This is a genomic window from Acidaminobacter hydrogenoformans DSM 2784 (assembly GCF_900103005.1).
In the GTDB taxonomy this organism is placed as follows: domain Bacteria; phylum Bacillota; class Clostridia; order Peptostreptococcales; family Acidaminobacteraceae; genus Acidaminobacter; species Acidaminobacter hydrogenoformans.
This window is the reverse complement of record NZ_FMWL01000011.1, coordinates 82411-98734: the sequence shown is the minus strand read 5'-3', so window position 1 is coordinate 98734 and position 16324 is coordinate 82411. Positions and strand designations below refer to the sequence as shown.

The 16324-nt window shown below is 51.9% G+C and carries 15 protein-coding genes; 5 read left to right on the top strand and 10 right to left on the bottom strand.

Features of this window, described 5'->3' with window-relative positions; all coding sequences use genetic code 11:
• The 6 genes from BLP63_RS10885 to BLP63_RS10860 form a co-directional block, all read right to left on the bottom strand.
• The coding region (locus BLP63_RS10885) for a transposase family protein (RefSeq protein WP_139159756.1) at positions 1 to 210 on the bottom strand (210 nt) is incomplete at its 3' end.
• Between the two features lie 106 nt (positions 211 to 316).
• Complete coding sequence (locus BLP63_RS10880; protein ID WP_242870881.1) at positions 317 to 877, bottom strand: hypothetical protein; 561 nt, start codon at positions 875 to 877, stop codon at positions 317 to 319.
• Positions 878 to 1221: 344 nt separating this feature from the next.
• Positions 1222 to 2340 carry a 2-methylaconitate cis-trans isomerase PrpF family protein gene (locus tag BLP63_RS10875; RefSeq protein WP_207646455.1) on the bottom strand — a complete coding sequence of 373 codons (1119 nt, stop codon included), beginning with the start codon at positions 2338 to 2340 and terminating at the stop codon, positions 1222 to 1224.
• Positions 2341 to 2690: 350 nt separating this feature from the next.
• Entirely contained in the window at positions 2691 to 3857 is a 1167-nt protein-coding gene (locus BLP63_RS10870) for a pyridoxal phosphate-dependent aminotransferase (RefSeq protein WP_092591455.1), read from the bottom strand.
• A 45-nt stretch (positions 3858 to 3902) separates the two neighbouring features.
• On the bottom strand, positions 3903 to 5285 hold the full coding sequence (locus BLP63_RS10865) for a YjiH family protein (protein ID WP_092591453.1): 1383 nt from the start codon (positions 5283 to 5285) through the stop codon (positions 3903 to 3905).
• A gap of 172 nt (positions 5286 to 5457) precedes the next feature.
• Entirely contained in the window at positions 5458 to 6234 is a 777-nt protein-coding gene (locus BLP63_RS10860) for an IclR family transcriptional regulator (RefSeq protein ID WP_092591451.1), read from the bottom strand.
• Positions 6235 to 6445: 211 nt separating this feature from the next.
• Between BLP63_RS10860 and BLP63_RS10855 the strand changes: the two genes are divergently transcribed.
• Positions 6446 to 7540, top strand: coding sequence for an ATP-NAD kinase family protein (locus BLP63_RS10855; RefSeq protein ID WP_092591449.1), 1095 nt, complete (start codon positions 6446 to 6448; stop codon positions 7538 to 7540).
• On the top strand, positions 7537 to 8490 hold the full coding sequence (locus tag BLP63_RS10850) for a pyridoxal phosphate-dependent aminotransferase (RefSeq protein WP_092591447.1): 954 nt from the start codon (positions 7537 to 7539) through the stop codon (positions 8488 to 8490). Before BLP63_RS10855 ends, BLP63_RS10850 begins: the two co-directional genes overlap by 4 nt.
• Positions 8491 to 8566: 76 nt before the next feature.
• On the opposite strand, the gene BLP63_RS10845 is transcribed toward BLP63_RS10850, so the two are convergent.
• The 3 genes from BLP63_RS10845 to BLP63_RS10835 form a co-directional block, all read right to left on the bottom strand.
• Entirely contained in the window at positions 8567 to 9295 is a 729-nt protein-coding gene (locus tag BLP63_RS10845) for a ZIP family metal transporter (RefSeq protein WP_092591445.1), read from the bottom strand.
• Positions 9296 to 9523: 228 nt separating this feature from the next.
• On the bottom strand, positions 9524 to 10312 hold the full coding sequence (locus BLP63_RS10840) for a mechanosensitive ion channel family protein (RefSeq protein ID WP_092591443.1): 789 nt from the start codon (positions 10310 to 10312) through the stop codon (positions 9524 to 9526).
• A gap of 246 nt (positions 10313 to 10558) precedes the next feature.
• Positions 10559 to 11971: an IS1096 element passenger TnpR family protein gene (locus tag BLP63_RS10835; RefSeq protein WP_092591441.1), complete on the bottom strand. Its 1413-nt coding sequence runs from the start codon at positions 11969 to 11971 to the stop codon at positions 10559 to 10561.
• Between the two features lie 131 nt (positions 11972 to 12102).
• Between BLP63_RS10835 and BLP63_RS10830 the strand changes: the two genes are divergently transcribed.
• Together BLP63_RS10830 and BLP63_RS10825 are read left to right on the top strand one after the other, a co-directional pair.
• Positions 12103 to 13023 carry an alpha/beta fold hydrolase gene (locus BLP63_RS10830; protein WP_092591439.1) on the top strand — a complete coding sequence of 307 codons (921 nt, stop codon included), beginning with the start codon at positions 12103 to 12105 and terminating at the stop codon, positions 13021 to 13023.
• A gap of 12 nt (positions 13024 to 13035) precedes the next feature.
• Entirely contained in the window at positions 13036 to 14256 is a 1221-nt protein-coding gene (locus BLP63_RS10825) for a M20 metallopeptidase family protein (RefSeq protein ID WP_092591437.1), read from the top strand.
• Between the two features lie 97 nt (positions 14257 to 14353).
• Here BLP63_RS10825 and BLP63_RS10820 read toward each other — a convergent pair whose 3' ends face one another.
• Positions 14354 to 14911: a cupin domain-containing protein gene (locus BLP63_RS10820; protein ID WP_092591435.1), complete on the bottom strand. Its 558-nt coding sequence runs from the start codon at positions 14909 to 14911 to the stop codon at positions 14354 to 14356.
• A gap of 174 nt (positions 14912 to 15085) precedes the next feature.
• On the opposite strand from BLP63_RS10820, the gene BLP63_RS10815 reads away from it, so the two are divergent.
• A complete protein-coding gene (locus BLP63_RS10815; protein ID WP_092591433.1) occupies positions 15086 to 16297 on the top strand; it encodes a DUF819 family protein in 1212 nt (403 codons plus the stop codon).
• The last annotated feature ends 27 nt before the right edge of the window (positions 16298 to 16324 follow it).

Below are 16324 nucleotides of genomic sequence, written 5' to 3'. Positions count from 1 at the left end.
CAGCAATGTCTTTTTAGACATCAAGGGGAGGTCTTTAATTGTTTGATGTCGATAGTCGTGAATCTTTGAAGTCAATTTGCCACAAGCCGGGCAGTGAGCCTCCTTGGCCTTGGTTGAGATTGTAATTCTTATAAAAGAATCAGAATGGTCGATTTTGTTGATAATACAATCTTTCAAATCTAAGAGTTTACTGGTAGAATGAGGATGCACTTATATCCAAGCCCCTTTCTTTAATGTTTGTCTAGTCAACTAACATTTTAAGGAGCAAAAGATATAAGTGCATTATTTTTTTGAAAAAAATAATGCTGGGGAGGAATCACCCACCCCAACATTTATTATAGAGCCCTTTTTTAATGGCTTCTTCAATTTCTTCCATAGTAGGAAGGTTAAACTTACCATCTTCACCAAGGTGTCTCGTGACAGAAACCGTCTTGCGGCCAATTCTCTCACCGAAAGAAATGTAATTGGTGTAAGCTGGATCGATCATCATCAGCGGCTTTTCTCCGGATCCCGCAGGACCGCAAACGCCAACGAGGAGAAGCTCCATACCGGAGGATCCGCCGTCCGTGACCTGGACAAAAAGCTTGCTGGTATCGAAACCTTCACAGCTCAAAATGTTCTTGAAGGCATTGCGGCATTCTTCCGTTCCCACTGTTGTGGAATATCTGACAACACCTTTGGAAAAAGGGCTCTCCGGAGAAGCAAGCTCAAACATTCTCTTTTGCATAGCAGGATTAGTAGGCAGTGAAACGTTTCCTATGCCAACGTTGATGACAGCCTCTGGCTTTACTTTTCTCTCTTCGTATTTCATTTGTGCCAATCTGACTGCGGATGGCTTTCTCGATTGAAAATGCGCGGAAACTACTGGCTTGTTCATAATCCATCTCCTTTGAAAAAATAGTTTTATGTTAAAAACTCTACTTTCTCGAAAAGACATACAATCCCCTATATGTCCGTTCTCATTCTATCACTTTATGATTAAAATTTCACGAATTTTTTTCGATTTTATAAAATGCTATTCTGGCGTCAAAATGCTAAATTTTCAATATTTTCAGAGTATTTGTCAAACCTTTGTCAAATGCTCGTTCCGAGAAATTTTGTTAACTTATTTGAGTTGATCTGGTGGGTGCCTGTCCCCAACCAAAAAGTCTTTGTCTGGTTGGGGACAGGCACCCACCAAACAAAAATTCTCTGAGGCCTTACAATTCTGCAGCTCAAGCCTCATTCCCGCACATACACAAAACCGTCCATAATCCTCCGGGCCGTCCTGGTCACACCGCCTTTCAGAACCTTGTCACCCTCCATAAAAATCTCCACCGGCGTCACGCCGCTGACATGCCCCAGCCGGATTACGGCGTGGTCAGCTGCCGGCGCGCAGAGCTCACGGACAACCGTCCCCTCAAGCATGGCCGCTGCCGCCGTCGCAATAGACACCGTCATGGGGTAAGCCTTATGCAGTGCCCCCACGGAGATCGCCCGCACACAGAGATCCATTTCCTCCGTCTTGATGGCGTTACCGTCCATGTCCACATAATCCGCAGGCTTCGAAACAATGGAGATTTTTGGCAGGCTCGTAGACTTGGTCCTGGCCTCCTCCCAGTGTGCCACAAAGCCCAGCCGCTCCGCCACAACACACCGGATGCGCTCCATGTGCTCCATAACCGTCAGCTTAGAGTTGATCTCCGAGAGCTCCGTCCCTTTAAGCCCCAAATCCGCGGCCCTGACAAACACAACGGTATTTGAGCAGTCCACTACGGAAACTTCTATGTCCCCGTATTCCGGCACTTCAATCACATCCCGCGGCTTTCCCGTAGGCAGCAGCTTCCCCGTCGCCGCGCCCCCCGGCTCAAGGAAATACATGTCAATGCGCGACCCCGTTCCCGGAACCCCTTTGATCCGCTCGTCCCCGTGAACCATGGCGCGGCCGTTCTCCACCCGGACGTGCTCTTCAATAATTTTTTTCGTATTCGTATTGCGCACCCGCACCACCGTGATGGGCGCCACCGCATCCACGAGGCCCTCGTCAATGGCGAACGGCCCCACCGCGGAGGAAATATTCCCGCAGTTGGGCTTGTGGTCCACGTGGGGAATCAGGATGTCCACCTGCCTGAAGGTATAGTCCACATCTACCCCAGGCTCTGCCGATGGTGAAATCACCGCCACCTTACTCGTCGTGGACACCGTACCGCCCATGCCATCAATTTGCTTCACATCCGGCGACCCCATGACCTTGAGAAACAGCGCGTCCCACTCCGACTCATCTGCCGGCAGATCCCTCTTATGAAAGAAAACCGCCTTGCTGGTCCCGCCCCGCATGTAGACACATGGATACTTTTTCATGTACACGTGGATCCGCTCCTTTTCAACACCATAGACTTGCTGCAGTTACCTCTGCCTTCACTTTAAATTGTACTGTATTTAACTTAGGATCACAACGCGAAGAGCACTATACCATCGGAGGGAAAAGATGCCCACCCCTGTTGCTTATTCTAAAAAGTGTGCTATACTTAGTTGAACGCTTGCCCAGCGTGGCTGACTCTCCTTTGGAGGTCAGCCGTTTTTTATTTTTTGAAAAAATCCTTCATTAAAGTGTAACGGAATGAAAAAGGCAGATGGTGAATTGCGCCATCTGCCTCTTCCATTAAAACCCTCATATAAAAATCCTTACATTGTTCGACGCACTGCTTCGCCTATTTCTTCTGAAACAGTGTCATTTTTTCAATTCTGTCAAACGCCTCTGCCATCTTTTCCACGCTGACGGTCATGGCCATACGGACGTAACCTTCACCGCAGGCGCCAAACGCGTTCCCCGGCAGCACCAGCACGTGGGCTTCCTCGAGAACTCTTTTCGCCACTTCAGCAGACGAAAGTCCCGTCGCCTTGATGTTGACGAACAGATACAGGCTCCCCCGCGGCGGCAGCACCGACATGCCCGGAATCCCGCAAATGCGGTCATATGCGTAATTAATACGCTTTTTGTATTCCTCGATCATAGGCGGCTGAATTGCGTCCCGGTGACGCAGGGCGTGGAGCGCGGCCCGCTGGGACACGGAGGGCGCTGTAAACACGTTGTTCTCGTTGATGTCCTTGATGGTCTGGATGATGAAGTCCGGCGCCAGCACATAGCCAATCCGCCAGCCCGTCATGGCATAATCCTTGGAAAAGCTGCCGATGGTAATCGTCCGCTCCCTCATCCCCTCAAGGGTCATCATAGGAATAAACGGCGCTTCATAGCTGAACTTCGTATAGATGTCATCCGCAATCACCAGCAGGTCGTACTCTTTCGCGATTGCCGCGATCGCCTTCATGGTGGCTTCGCTGAAGCAAGTCCCGGTTGGGTTGTTCGGCGTATTGATGACAATAGCCTTGGTTCGGTTGGTGATCAGGCCGCGCAGCCTGTCCGGATCCACCTGGAAATTCTCGCTTTCGTAAGTCTCCAGGATCACCGGCACGCCCCGGGTCAGCTGGATTTGCTGAGGATACGGGGTGAAGTACGGCTCGTGGATGATGACCTCGTCGCCGTCGTCCAGAATGGCCTCGAGGACCAGCCACATGGCGTGGCAGCCGCTGGTGGTGATCATGCATTCCTCGATTTTGAGCTTGTGTGAATACTCCTCGTCGAAGTACTTGCAGATCTCCTGGCGCAGCTCGTTGTCACCGAAAAAGTCCGTGTAGTGGGTGTGGCCGTTCATGGCGTCCTCGAAGGCGGCTTTGATGATGCGCGCGTCCGTGGTGATGTCCGGATCCCCCAGGCTGAAGTTGATGACGTCGTCGTACTCAGCCAGATGGCTGCTGCTTTCGCCCATGGCCGTCGCGATGCTGTTCCAGTAACGCTTTGAAATAAATCGGTGCTTCATGGGATGACCTCCATTTCAATAAGGTGTTGATGATCGATTCCTTGCCTAATAGACGAGGTTGGCGATGAGGACGACAATCGGCAAAGTTATCAGGGTTCTTTCGAGGAAGATGATCACCAAGTCCTTGAAGGACAGCGGAATGTCCGAGCGGAGGATGACCGCGCCGGTCTCTGTCATGTAGATCAGCTGGGTGAAGGAGATGGCACCTATGATGAAGCGCGTGATCTCGAACTCCAGGTTAGCGACGAGGATGGATGGCAGGAACATGTCCGCGAAGCCGACCACCAGTGAAGGTGCTGCCTCCACGGCGCCTGGAACGCCCAGGGCCTGGAGGATCAGGATGAACGGATAGGACGCCCAGGTGAAGATAGGGGTGTATTCCGTGACGATCAGAGCAATGGTGCCCCAGGCCATGACCAGCGGCATCAGGCCCACGTAGACGTCGATGACGGTCCGGAGACCATCGGCCACCAGGTAGTGAGGGCCTCTGGCTTCCATAGCCCGGCTGACGCCCCGCTCCACTGCATATTGATGCAGGGTCCGGCCTTCAGGTACTTCTTCGTGGATCCGCTTGGTGGACGCTGGATGGTAGTCGGATTTTTTGGAACGCAGCGGGTAGATCCTTGGAAGGATCAGGGCCGCCACGAGGGAAGCGACAGAGATGGCGCCATAGAACTGGAGGAAAACGTGGGAGAGATCCAGGAAGCCCGCGACGACGACCGCGAACGGCAGGGAGACCAGTGAGAAGCAGACCGCTATGATGGACGCTTCCTTAGTGGTGTAATAGCCGGCCTGGTACTGCTTGTTTGTGATGACGACGCCTACGGGGCCGCTGCCAATCCAGGAAGCCACGGCGTCAATCGCGGAACGGCCGGGGACCATGAAGAGCGGCCTCATGAACCTTCTGATCAGGGTGCCAAAGTAGTCCATGCTGCCAAATTCCATCAGCAGCGGGAGAAGGAAGCCCGAGAAGAAGAACCAGGTGGCCAGGGTCGGCAACAGGTCGAACAGGATTGTGCCGCCGGTGGCACGGGAGGTGATGGCCGCTGGACCAAGCTCCAGATAGGTCATGACGATAAAGATGCCGCCGAGGATTCTGGAAATGGTCCAGAAGGCTGACGGAATGAGGAGCTTATTCCAGAACTCATTTTTCGTGACAAAGGCCGGCTTGAATACCACAGCCAGGACGGTCAGCACCGCAGCGACCGCCACGACAATGGTCATAAAGCCTGGCAGCAGCTCGCCCCAGTTGCCCCTGAACCAGTCGGCCATGGCGCCAACACCTATCGTGAAGTTCTCACCGTAAGGCAGCGGGATGACAAACAGCAACAGACCAATGATGGAAGGAATTAAGAATTTTAGAAATGATTGCGTGGAATAGCTGATGGGCCCGTTTTGAGGGGATTTCAGCGTTTTTTCGTTTTCCATGGTTGTACCTCCGTATTTTTATTCATGAAACGCCGTTTCAATACAAAGGTAGCATCAATTGAAATTGTTGTAAAGCGTTTTATTATAAAATTTTTTTGGTGCGGGACAGGGACATATGGTGCGGGACTGGGCCCGACCAAAATTCAAGGCGCACAACATCATTCAAAGTATGCTACCGTCCTGCACCGTAATCCATATACTTCGACATTTCGGTTAAAACCTTTGCCGCATCCTTCAGATGATCCGTGAGCATGCCCATGCCCTTTCTTTCAAGTCTGCTTCGTGGTCCCGAAATGCTGATCGCAGCAATAACAGTGCCCTTGCTGTTGACTATTGGCGCGGCGATACAGGCAAGCCCGTACTCATATTCCTCAAGGTCGTAAGCCACATTCTCCTTCAGGATCCCTTCCCTGTGTTTGAGAAAACCTTCCAGGGTAGATTGGGTATTCACTGTTTCTATGGTGACTTTCAGCCCCTTAAAGTACGCTTCCAGCTCAGTCTGCGGCATGTGGGCAAGGTAAAGCTTTCCCATTGAAGAACAGTAAAGGGGTGCAATTGGCACCAGCTTTGATACCAAAGTCGAAGCCTCACCCTCAAAGCCTTGCACGGTTAAAATGCTCTCACCGTACATTATCCCAAGGTTAGTCGACTCCCCTATCGCCTCTGAAAGCTTCGACAAGACAGGCGTGGCGATCTGGCTCAGCTCAAAGTTGTTGCGGGCTTTATTGCCCAGCTTGATCAGCAGCCTCCCGAGGACGTACTGCTCGTCATCATCCTTCTCCACCGCGTTCATCTGGTGCAGTGTGTTCAGGATCCTGTAAACGTTGGCTTTGGGCAGCTCCAGGTCTCTGGCGATCTGGGAGACGCCCACATGTTTTTCATGGTCGTATATGTAATTCAGAATGTCGAATGCGCGTTCAATCATAACAATGCTGTTGCTGCTGTCCATAGCGACCTCCAGTGGCAATTGAAATGGTGTTTCAATTTATTATACTTGACGTCTCTTTAGAGTGCAATGATTGCCAGGGCGGGACAGGGACGCGTGGTGGGGGACAGGGACGCGCCACGCGTCCCTGTCCCCCACCACGTGTCCCTGTCCCCAACCAAAATCCCGGTTTACAAACAAAAAAAGGGTATATACTCCAGTGGAGGTGATCCTCATGATCAACGTTGGTTTGATTGTCAACCCTGTCGCTGGCATGGGCGGCAGCGTTGGCTTAAAAGGGACAGACGGCAACATGTACGAAAAAGCCCTCGCGCTTGGCGCAGAGCCAGTGGCAACAGAAAGAATCCGTCAAGTCCTGTCCCTGATCACGAGACAAGACCTGAAATTCCTGAGCGCCCCTGGAAAAATGGGCGAAGCACTGCTCAAGTCCTTTGATTTCACTTATGACGTGATTGGCAGCTGCGACGAACCTACCACATCCGAGGATACAAAGCGCATTGCAGCGCAGATGGTCAATGCGGGCGCTGATATTCTGGTTTTCGTGGGTGGGGATGGAACCGCCCGGGATATTTTGGACGCGGTCGGCATTAAAATCCCTGTAATCGCGGTGCCATCCGGCGTCAAGATGTTCAGCTCTGTGTTTACCTTTTCCGCGCACGCGGCAGCGGAAATGATCAACACCTTTACTGACAAATTCATTGAAAAGGAAATCCTGGACATTGACGAGGACGCCTTCAGGGACAACCGGCTGGTAGCGAAGTACTACGGCACCGTCAGAGTCCCAGACGTCCAGCGCCTCTTGCAGGGCAAAAAGGCCGCCTCAAACGTCCAAACGGACGCGGAAGAGAAAAAGAAAGAAGTCGCCCAGGAAATCATTGACAGTATGGACGAGGACACCCTGTACCTCCTCGGACCGGGGACAACAGTCAAAGCCATCACCGACGCATTGGGTCTGGAGAAGACCTTACTGGGGGTGGATGCGGTTTGCGGGCGGGAGACCATCGGCAAAGACCTGAATGAAAGTGGTCTGCTGGCCTTGCTCGACAGCCACGATAAAGCCGTGCTCATTGTGACACCCATAGGCGGGAACGGCTTCATCTTCGGTCGCGGCAGCAAGCAATTTTCGCCGGAGGTTCTGAGGCGCGTGGGCAAAGGCCACCTCCTCGTGGTCGGAACGCTGGACAAAATCAGCGGCCTTGAAAGCCTCCGCGTCGACACCGGCGATTACGACGTCGACCAGCTGCTGGCCGGACCCATCGAGGTCATGATTGGTGAAGGCGAGACCATGGTCATGGAGGTGAAGTATTGATAGACCTCAGCGCCAACGAATGCCCCTATCCACCATCCCCCAAGGTCCTCCGGGCTGTGTCCGCGAGCCTTGAGACCCTGAATCGCTATGGTACACGGGACCAGCAGGACACCTTAAAAACAATGCTTGCAAAGCTTGCCGATGGTCCCCCCGGCCACCTCCTCACAGCTCACGGCACCGACGCGCTGATCGCCCCAATTCTCACACAATTTTCAAAGGATCGCGCCGTCGTCACCACCAGCCCGACACATTTCGGAAATCTTGGCCTGGTCAAGCTCTCCGGCGGCAAGCTTAAAAGGATTCAGCTTCGGCCGCCTGATTTTCGCATAGACTGGCAAAGCTTGATGACCGGCCCGCAGTTGATCCTGCTGAGCCGGCCCAACAGCCCCACCGGGCAAAACCTGATCACCCGGACGCAGCTAATCGAACTGCTCGAACAGGAAGATACCTTAGTGGTCGTGGACGAGGCGGGCTTTGATTACTGTCAGGAAACCGTGATCGACCTGGTCAGCCGTTACCCGAACCTCGCCGTCACCCGGACGCTGGACAAGGCCTATGGGCTGGCAGGGCTGAGGGTCAGCTGGATGGCTGCGGGCGCAACGCTGCTTAAAGCTTTTGAAAACCAACCCCCAACTATTGGTCAAGTGGCCTGCGCAGCGGCAATCGCCGCTCTGGAGGACCCTTCCTACGCCAGGACTAACGCCGGCATGACGGTTTCAGAGCGCAACCGGATGGCGGAAGCACTGGAAGCCCTCGGATTTCAAGTCTTTGACAGCAAATCGAATTTTTTGCTCGTGAAGTCGCCCCTCCCAGAGCTTGGATTCCGTTTAAGGCAAGAAGGGATCCTGATCGAAGACTTCTCTGGCGTTTGGATTGAAGGGTATTTTCGAGTGACCATCGGCAGCAAAGAGGAAAATGACGCGTTGTTGGCAGCGGTCTCAAAGCTTTAAGCCACCTACGACAAAAGGACAGAGCACGCATTTGGTGTTCTGTCCTTCTTCAATTTGTAAAACTGCAGGCTTAAGATCACCCTTTGGTGAACAGGATGAACAGCGCCAATCCGACCCCCATGAAAAATGCGATGTACGCGTGCTCCCGCTCGTTTTCCCTCGCCTGAGGCAGCAGATGTGACGCGGATACATAGATCATGACGCCCACGACAAAGCCGAGGGCAAGACCCAGAATAGTGCTGTTGAGGCGGCTCACAAAAGGATAAGCCACAAACGCCCCAACAGGCGTTGTCAGAGCCGCTACAAGAAATGCGTAAGTGATCGCTTTCTTGTCACTCAGACCACCTTTGACGAGGAACGCGAAGGTTATAATGCCTTCAGCAAATTCATGCACAATGAGTCCAATGCCGGCCAGCACCCCGGTCATGATGCTGACGCTGAAGGTGACCGCGTAGATAATGCCATCGATGAAAGAGTGTATGCCAATCCCCTCCAGCGCAATAATCCCGAAGGCCAGCTCCGGCTGTTTGGTCTTATGCTTGATGAACCGGTTGCTGAGAAACATAAAAACAAAACCGGCCAAGGCTGCCAGTCCAGCATTGGGATTCTTGGCAATCGCCTGGGGAAAAGCACCTGTCAGAGGCGACGCGATCAAGACCCCCGAAGCGAAGCACATAAAATATTCCTTCGAGCGTTCGGCCCATGCCTTATTTTTGTAGATCAGCAAGATCCCCAGGCTGTTGATGACCATTGCCGTCAAGGCAAATATCGCGACCCAAATGAACGTGTTTTGATTTGCTGTCATTGTTCTCACCTACTTTGATCCCATTTGATCAACCACTTGGCTACATGACTTATATTCTTTCATTACATTTATACCCATATTTAAACAAAAATAACTGTTGCTTGGTGGGGGACAGGGACGCGTGGCGCGTCCCTGTCCCAGACCGCGCGCCCCTGTCCCCTCCCAAACTCCCCATAAAAAAAAGAGCCAGGACCACCTCTAATCCAGTGGTCCCAGCCCCTTAAAACTCTACTTATCCATATGCACATCCACTTGCGGAAACGGTATAGAAATGTTCTCTTCATCAAACCGCTTCTTAACCTGCTCGATCACATCAAAATACACCGCAAAGTAATCCGCCGCGTTCACCCATACCCTAACGGTATAGAAAACAGCATGATCCCCGTGCTCCGACATCCTGACAAAAGGCTCCGGCGCCTTCAGGACAAGGGAATGTGAGTTCACTATTTCAGTCAGCACATCAATAACCTTCTTATAATCATCCGTGTATCCCGCACCAAATTTAAAATCAACCCGCCGCGTCACCTTTTCTGAATAGTTTACAATGCTCGTGTTGGAGAGACTTCCGTTTGGTATATGAATGACCTTGTTGTCCACGGTCACGATCTGCGAATACAGGATTTGAATCGCCTCAACCGTCCCCGCATAACCGTTGGCTTCAATATAATCCCCTACCTTAATAGGCCTGGTGATCAGCAACAGCACGCCACCAGCGAAGTTCGAAAGCGACCCCTGGAACGCCAGACCAATAGCAAAGCCCGCCGCCGCCAGAACTGCCACAACAGACGTCGTTTCAATCCCCAAAATGCTGATGACCGCGAGGCCCAGAAAGATTTTCATGAGCGCGTTCACCAACGACTTGATAAATGGCTTCAGCGTATTATCAAGCTTCGTCTTGCCAACAGCGTGCTCAACACTCTTCGAGAGCCACCCAATCACAATCAAGCCTACAACCAAAACCACAATAGCATACGCTAAGGTTTTCAGGAAGGGCAAAGCTAATAGTCCTAATTCCATCTCGAAACACTCCTTTTTAACAAATTTCTTTAATTATAACATCTTAAATGGACCTATACCGCTAAAAATGGCAATTTAATGGAATTGTTACAAACGCCGCCCCAAATAATCCCCCCAAAATAAAAAGCACAACCATTTTTTGCCGATGGTCTCAGCGCCCCCACAATCATTTTTCAGTAGGGGACAGGGGCGCGCCACGCGCCCCTGTCCCCTACCAGAAAAAGCACAAAACTTCAACGTCCTCGACTATTCCTCATCCTCCTCGTCTAACGAGCCCCAGAATCCGCCGTATTGCCTTGGCGCCTCACCCTTCTCTTCAATAATCTCAGCCCTCGCCGGCCCATCGAGATCCCATTCCATCCTGGTCACCTGAACCTCAAAGGTCCACTCCGCTTCAAAGTCGAACAAATATGTAAACCGTCGGCCAACATAAAGCTCGAGCTCATTCAGACACACCTCATCCGCCGAGCGCAGCTCCCCGCACCGCGGCGAGTAAATGGTGCTCTCCCTGGACTGCCTTGCCCCTCGCCTCGGACTCATGTAAAAGCAGTACAGGTGATCATCATCAAAATCAAAGGCGTATTGGATCGCTTGATGAAGCGCCTCCAGCGTCTCCTCCCCGGAAATCCGGATAGTCCTCCATGTCACGCGATCCAGCGCGACTTTAAGCTCATAAAGCCCCGTTCCCATTCCCATTCCCGTTCCCGTGCCTACAGCAGCCTTCACATCAACGGTCCTCGAAACAGCCTCCGCCGGAAATAAAGGAGCCAGAAAGGCGACCATAGGCGGAAGCTCTTTAGGCTCCTCCGCCATGGCCTCTTCGTACATCCGGTGAAGATTCGCGACCAGCTCCTCATGTGTCCGTCCGGAGACCGCCGCCTGGCCTTGACGCATCAACCAGTCCCCATAAGGATCAAACTCACCGCCCACGGTCTTTTCCCGCCAACGCCTGATGCTGCAGGCCTTCAGCGCACCACTCAGCGCCACGCCCCATTCCGTCGGTGTAATGGATAAAATCGCGTTCTCATCAATCCGCAGCTGCTTTCGCCCCTCCGCAGGTTTATTCTCCACGAAGGTCCAAAATCCAAACAAGCCAAAATAGTGCGTGAACTTCGACAAATTGGAATACCAGGAATCCCCATGAGCGCCCACAAGCGCATTGCCGCCCTTAAGAGGCTGCCCCACCTGCTTTGACGCCAGCTGGACCATCAAACGATTGATCCCGTCCAGCGCCCGTCTCCCATCATAGCGAAGGTCAGTCTCAAACGGAAAGCGCGTCCAGAAGGTCTCAAACAGGAACACGTATTTCTCATAAACATTCAAGGCTTCATAGGCCCCCATAGCCGCTGTCCGCCTCAAGGTTAATGCCGATGATCTCTCAATCGGCCCCACCTCATAAAGTTTCGCAAGCTGCGCCACCTCAAACATGGCGTTGATGGCAGGATAAGACACCTGCGCGTAAGTAGGCTTCCCAACAGCCTTCTGGTGCACAAGCCGCCCATTGATCTCAAATAAATCCTTGTTGGACAGGAGTTCGGCTTTTGCTGTCAGCTTGGGCTTCTCCGAATCCAAATAGGCGAAAAAGGCTTCAAAATCATGAACCGTTTCTTCAATCTGGGTACTGTCAAATTCACTGCTATTTCTCTCCGCAGCTGACATAGGCACACTTCCTTCAGTATATTGAATATTACAAACACAACTCTGATATTCTGAGTTTATCCGAGAATCCTACAAAACACAATTTCACAATGCTATAATGTAGTTAGAACTTAAAAGGCAGGCGATCCACCATGAAACCCATCCAACTGACCGCAAGTGACGGACTTGAGCTTTCAGTAGTCATTTTTGAGTCCAAAAGCAATGAACCCGAGGCACTGGTTCAGATCCTACACGGCGCTCAGGAGCACAAGGGACGCTATTTCGAGCTGGCCCGTTTTCTTCAGGGCCACGGCTACACAGTCGTTCTCTCTGACATCCGTGGCCACGGAGAATCCATCAGCGCCCAGGTCCCCAAAGGCTGCATGGGCAGCCTGGAACAAATCCTCGAGGATCAAAAGCTGATCGCGGACACCCTAAAAAAACTCTATCCTGGAAAGCCGCTGTACCTCTTTGGCCATTCCATGGGCTCATTATTCGCAAGATGCTATCTGCAGGCCCATGATGACGACATTGAAAAGCTCATCCTCAGTGGCACCGTGGATTACAGATTCTACGCCAGAGCCGGCGTTCTGATCGCAAAGCTCATCAGCACTCTAAAAGGCGACCGGGGCCACAGTCAGTTTTTGAATGCCCTGCTTGGCATCAACGGCAAAGATGACAGCTGGGTCAGCGCGAATCCTGCCAACCGGATTCAGCGGAAAAACGACCCGCATTTCTTCACATCCTACGAAAATGCCGCCATCCTGGCCATTGCCACTGCCAACCTTCAGCAGCGCGCCTTCGACAAATTCTTGTGCAAGAATCCGGACCTTGAAATTCTAAGCATCACCGGCGAAGAGGATCCCATTACCGGCGGCCGCAGGGGACTTCAGGGCTCCATGGACGCACTGAGGAAAGCGGGCTACACCTCCGTGGAAAGCAAGGTCTACAAAAGACTGCGACACGAAGTCATCCACGAGGTCGAAAACCAGCAAGTTTTCGAGGATCTGCTCAAATTTTTAACCTCACAAACTGACCAAGACCTGTCCTATGCCACAGGCGCTATTCGCTAAGGAGGCAAAGACATGACCCTTTTACACGAAGCATTAAACATCAAAGACGACATCATCACCTGGAGAAGGGCACTGCATAAAATCCCCGAAACCGGGCTGCACCTGCCCAAGACCGCAGCCTATATCGCCGCTCAGCTGGAAGCCATGGGCATTCCCTACAAGACCTTTGACAGCCATTCCGGCATTCTCGCCTGGATTGGCGACCCCGGCAGTCCCATCCATCCGGTCAAGGGAAAGACCATAGCCCTCAGGGCAGACATGGACGCCCTCAACATCAACGAAGAAACGGGCGCCCCGTTCAAATCTGAAAACGACAAAATGCATGCCTGCGGCCACGACGCCCACGTGGCAACGCTTCTGGGCGCCGCCAAGCTGCTTAAAAGCCGTGAAGCCAGCCTGAACGGCTGTATCAAGCTCATCTTCCAGCCCGCCGAGGAAGGTCCGGGCGGCGCGGTACCCATGATTCAGGACGGCGTCCTTGAAAACCCAAAAGTGGATGCCATGTTCGCCATGCACGTTTTCAACGTCGAAGATACCACCATCCCCGGAGCCATAGGCGTTCGCCAGGGTGCCATGTTCGCCTCGGATGACCAGATCTACCTTAAAATCAAAGGTAAAGGCGGCCACGGCTCAGCGCCCCACGAAACCGTGGATCCCGTCACCATAGCAGCCCACATTATTGTGGCCCTCCAGAGCATCATCAGCCGTGAAGTCAACCCCGCAAGCCCCGCCGTCATCACCATAGCCAGCCTCAGCGCCGGCCGCGGCACCAACAACATCATCCCTGACTGCGCGGAAATGCTGGGCACCATCCGCACCCTGAGCTTTGACACCAGAGCCTTTGTCCTGAAACGCATTGAAGAAATCATAGACGCCCTCATCAAAGGCTTCCGTGCTGACTATGAGCTCAGCTTTTATGATTCCTACCCACCCGTCATCAACGACGAAGCGGTCACCACCCGCTTCCTCAAATCCGCCAGAAAAATTCTCCCAGAGGATGAGATCGTCATCATGAAGGACTCCCTCATGGGCGGCGAGGACGCGGCTTTTTTCTTCGAACAGGTCCCCGGCACCTACTTCCTGCTGAATACCTCCATGCTGCAGGACGGCCAGCTCTACCCCATCCACAACGCCAGGTTCATGCTGGATGACGCCGTCCTCTACAAAGGCGCCGCAGTCTTTGTGCAGGCGGCGCTGGATGCCCTGGAATCGCCGGATCCCCTCGAGACGTAAAGTGTCATAACACAGCCAACCCATATACCACCCTCAAAAAAAGAGAGCGCCAAGACCAGAGCTTTTTGCCGATGGTCTTGGCGCTTTACATTTTCACTTAAAAGCTCGGCGGCGTCATAGCCCAAACAGACTCGCAGTCCTCATCTCCAACATTGACATACCTGTGAGGCGTGGTACTGTCAAAATAGATGCTGTCGCCTTCCTCCAATATATACTCCTCATTTTCCATCTTTACCAGCAAACGCCCTTTGATGACAACGCCGCACTCCTCACCCTCGTGGGTGACCAGACCGTCTGACGAATGATCCCCAGGCTTTATGGTGATATACAGAAACTCAATCTTGCGGTTGAGATCCTGAGACAACAGCTCATAGAGTGCATTTCGGTTTGAAGTCTTTATGGTTTTCCTATGATCGCGTTTTACAACCGGTGACACAACCTCTTTTTCCTCTTCCAGCTCATCAAAAAAATACCCAAACGACACCTCAAGGGCTTTTGAAATCTTCCAGAAAGTCACCACAGAGGGCGTGACCATGTCCCGCTCAATCTGGCTGATGATCCCTGTACTGAGTCCTGTCATTTCAGCCAGCTCCGCTATGCTTAGGTTCTTGCTTTTTCTCATTTCCCTGATTTTCGCACCAATATCTATATTCAAACGAACGCCTCCATTTTCATACTATAACCATTTTACCATAAAATGACGTTGTTGATTATTTTAATATATTGAAATTTTCATCAATAAATTGATATTAATATATTGAAATTTTAGTTACAATCGTTTAATATATTAACTGTAACACAGATATCATTTTGTGGAGGAGGTTTTATTATGAACTCATTCATCAGTGCAGACAATTCGTGGGCTCTATGGTCAATTCTCGTCGGTATTGCGGCGCTCAGTATCTTTCTTGAGCAGAATTACAAATGGGCTTCGAAAATCACCGGCGCCATTATTGGCCTCGTGATCGCCATGGTCCTCGCCAACCTCAACATCATACCTACCGCAGCGCCAACCTACGACGTGGTCTGGGGATATGTCGTCCCGCTGGCCATACCGCTCTTAATGTTCAACGCCAACATTAAAAAGATCTGGCGGGAAAGCGGCCGGCTCATGATCATCTTTATCCTGAGCTCCGCTGGTACCGTAGTAGGCGTCATGGTGTCACACAATCTTCTCAAAAGCTATATCCCGGACCTGTACAAAATGTCTGCAATCATTACAGGATCCTACATAGGTGGCGGCGTCAACTTCGCAGCCATGTCTGAAGCCTTCGGTGCCGGCGAATCCTGGATTTCAGCGCTCACCGTCGCAGACAACCTCCTCATGGCACTTTACTTCTTCGTCTTATTAGCGATCCCAACCATGAACTTCTTCCTCAAAAAATTTAAGCATCCACATATAGACTCCGTCAATGCCATGGTAGATCCAGCTGAAGGCGAAACCCTCGCTAAGCAATACTGGGGCCGCAAAGAAATTTCGTTAAGAGATATTGCGTTTTCCCTGGCACTTGGTCTGATCATTGTCTGGCTCTCAACCGAGGCAGCTGCAATCCTTAAGGGCATCATTCCAACCGGAAATTTCTTCCTCGATTTGGCAAACGGTCTCCTTGGCAACAAATATCTGTTGATCACAACTTTCACCATGCTGCTTGCGACCTTTGCACCAGATTTCATGAGTGGCATTCACGGGGCTCAGGAAATAGGAACTTTCCTCATCTACATCTTCTTGGTCGTCATTGGTGTTCCAGCCTCCATTTCAGTCATCATCACCCAGGCCCCTCTCCTTCTCTTATTCACGGGGATTATAGTCGCTATAAATATGCTCGTGTCGCTTGCGCTTGGCAAGCTCTTCAAATTTGACCTTGAGGAAATCCTTCTCGCATCCAACGCCAATATAGGCGGACCTACCACCGCAGCGGCAATGGCGATCGCCAAAGGCTGGAACAAGCTGGTCGGCCCCATCATTCTTGCAGGCGTCTTTGGTTACATCATAGGCAATTACCTGGGAATTTTCATGGGCAATCTGTTACAGTATATGTAAAGAACGAAATATTCCCCAGGGCTCGGT

What these genes read in the sequence shown, in the direction of transcription:
- BLP63_RS10880 (WP_242870881.1), bottom strand. Translation starts at nt 877, where the DNA reads ATGAACAAGCCAGTAGTTTCCGCGCATTTTCAATCGAGAAAGCCATCC.
- BLP63_RS10875 (WP_207646455.1), bottom strand. Translation starts at nt 2,340, where the DNA reads ATGAAAAAGTATCCATGTGTCTACATGCGGGGCGGGACCAGCAAGGCG.
- BLP63_RS10870 (WP_092591455.1), bottom strand. Translation starts at nt 3,857, where the DNA reads ATGAAGCACCGATTTATTTCAAAGCGTTACTGGAACAGCATCGCGACG.
- BLP63_RS10865 (WP_092591453.1), bottom strand. Translation starts at nt 5,285, where the DNA reads ATGGAAAACGAAAAAACGCTGAAATCCCCTCAAAACGGGCCCATCAGC.
- BLP63_RS10860 (WP_092591451.1), bottom strand. Translation starts at nt 6,234, where the DNA reads ATGGACAGCAGCAACAGCATTGTTATGATTGAACGCGCATTCGACATT.
- BLP63_RS10855 (WP_092591449.1), top strand. Translation starts at nt 6,446, where the DNA reads ATGATCAACGTTGGTTTGATTGTCAACCCTGTCGCTGGCATGGGCGGC.
- BLP63_RS10845 (WP_092591445.1), bottom strand. Translation starts at nt 9,295, where the DNA reads ATGACAGCAAATCAAAACACGTTCATTTGGGTCGCGATATTTGCCTTG.
- BLP63_RS10840 (WP_092591443.1), bottom strand. Translation starts at nt 10,312, where the DNA reads ATGGAATTAGGACTATTAGCTTTGCCCTTCCTGAAAACCTTAGCGTAT.
- BLP63_RS10835 (WP_092591441.1), bottom strand. Translation starts at nt 11,971, where the DNA reads ATGTCAGCTGCGGAGAGAAATAGCAGTGAATTTGACAGTACCCAGATT.
- BLP63_RS10830 (WP_092591439.1), top strand. Translation starts at nt 12,103, where the DNA reads ATGAAACCCATCCAACTGACCGCAAGTGACGGACTTGAGCTTTCAGTA.
- BLP63_RS10825 (WP_092591437.1), top strand. Translation starts at nt 13,036, where the DNA reads ATGACCCTTTTACACGAAGCATTAAACATCAAAGACGACATCATCACC.
- BLP63_RS10815 (WP_092591433.1), top strand. Translation starts at nt 15,086, where the DNA reads ATGAACTCATTCATCAGTGCAGACAATTCGTGGGCTCTATGGTCAATT.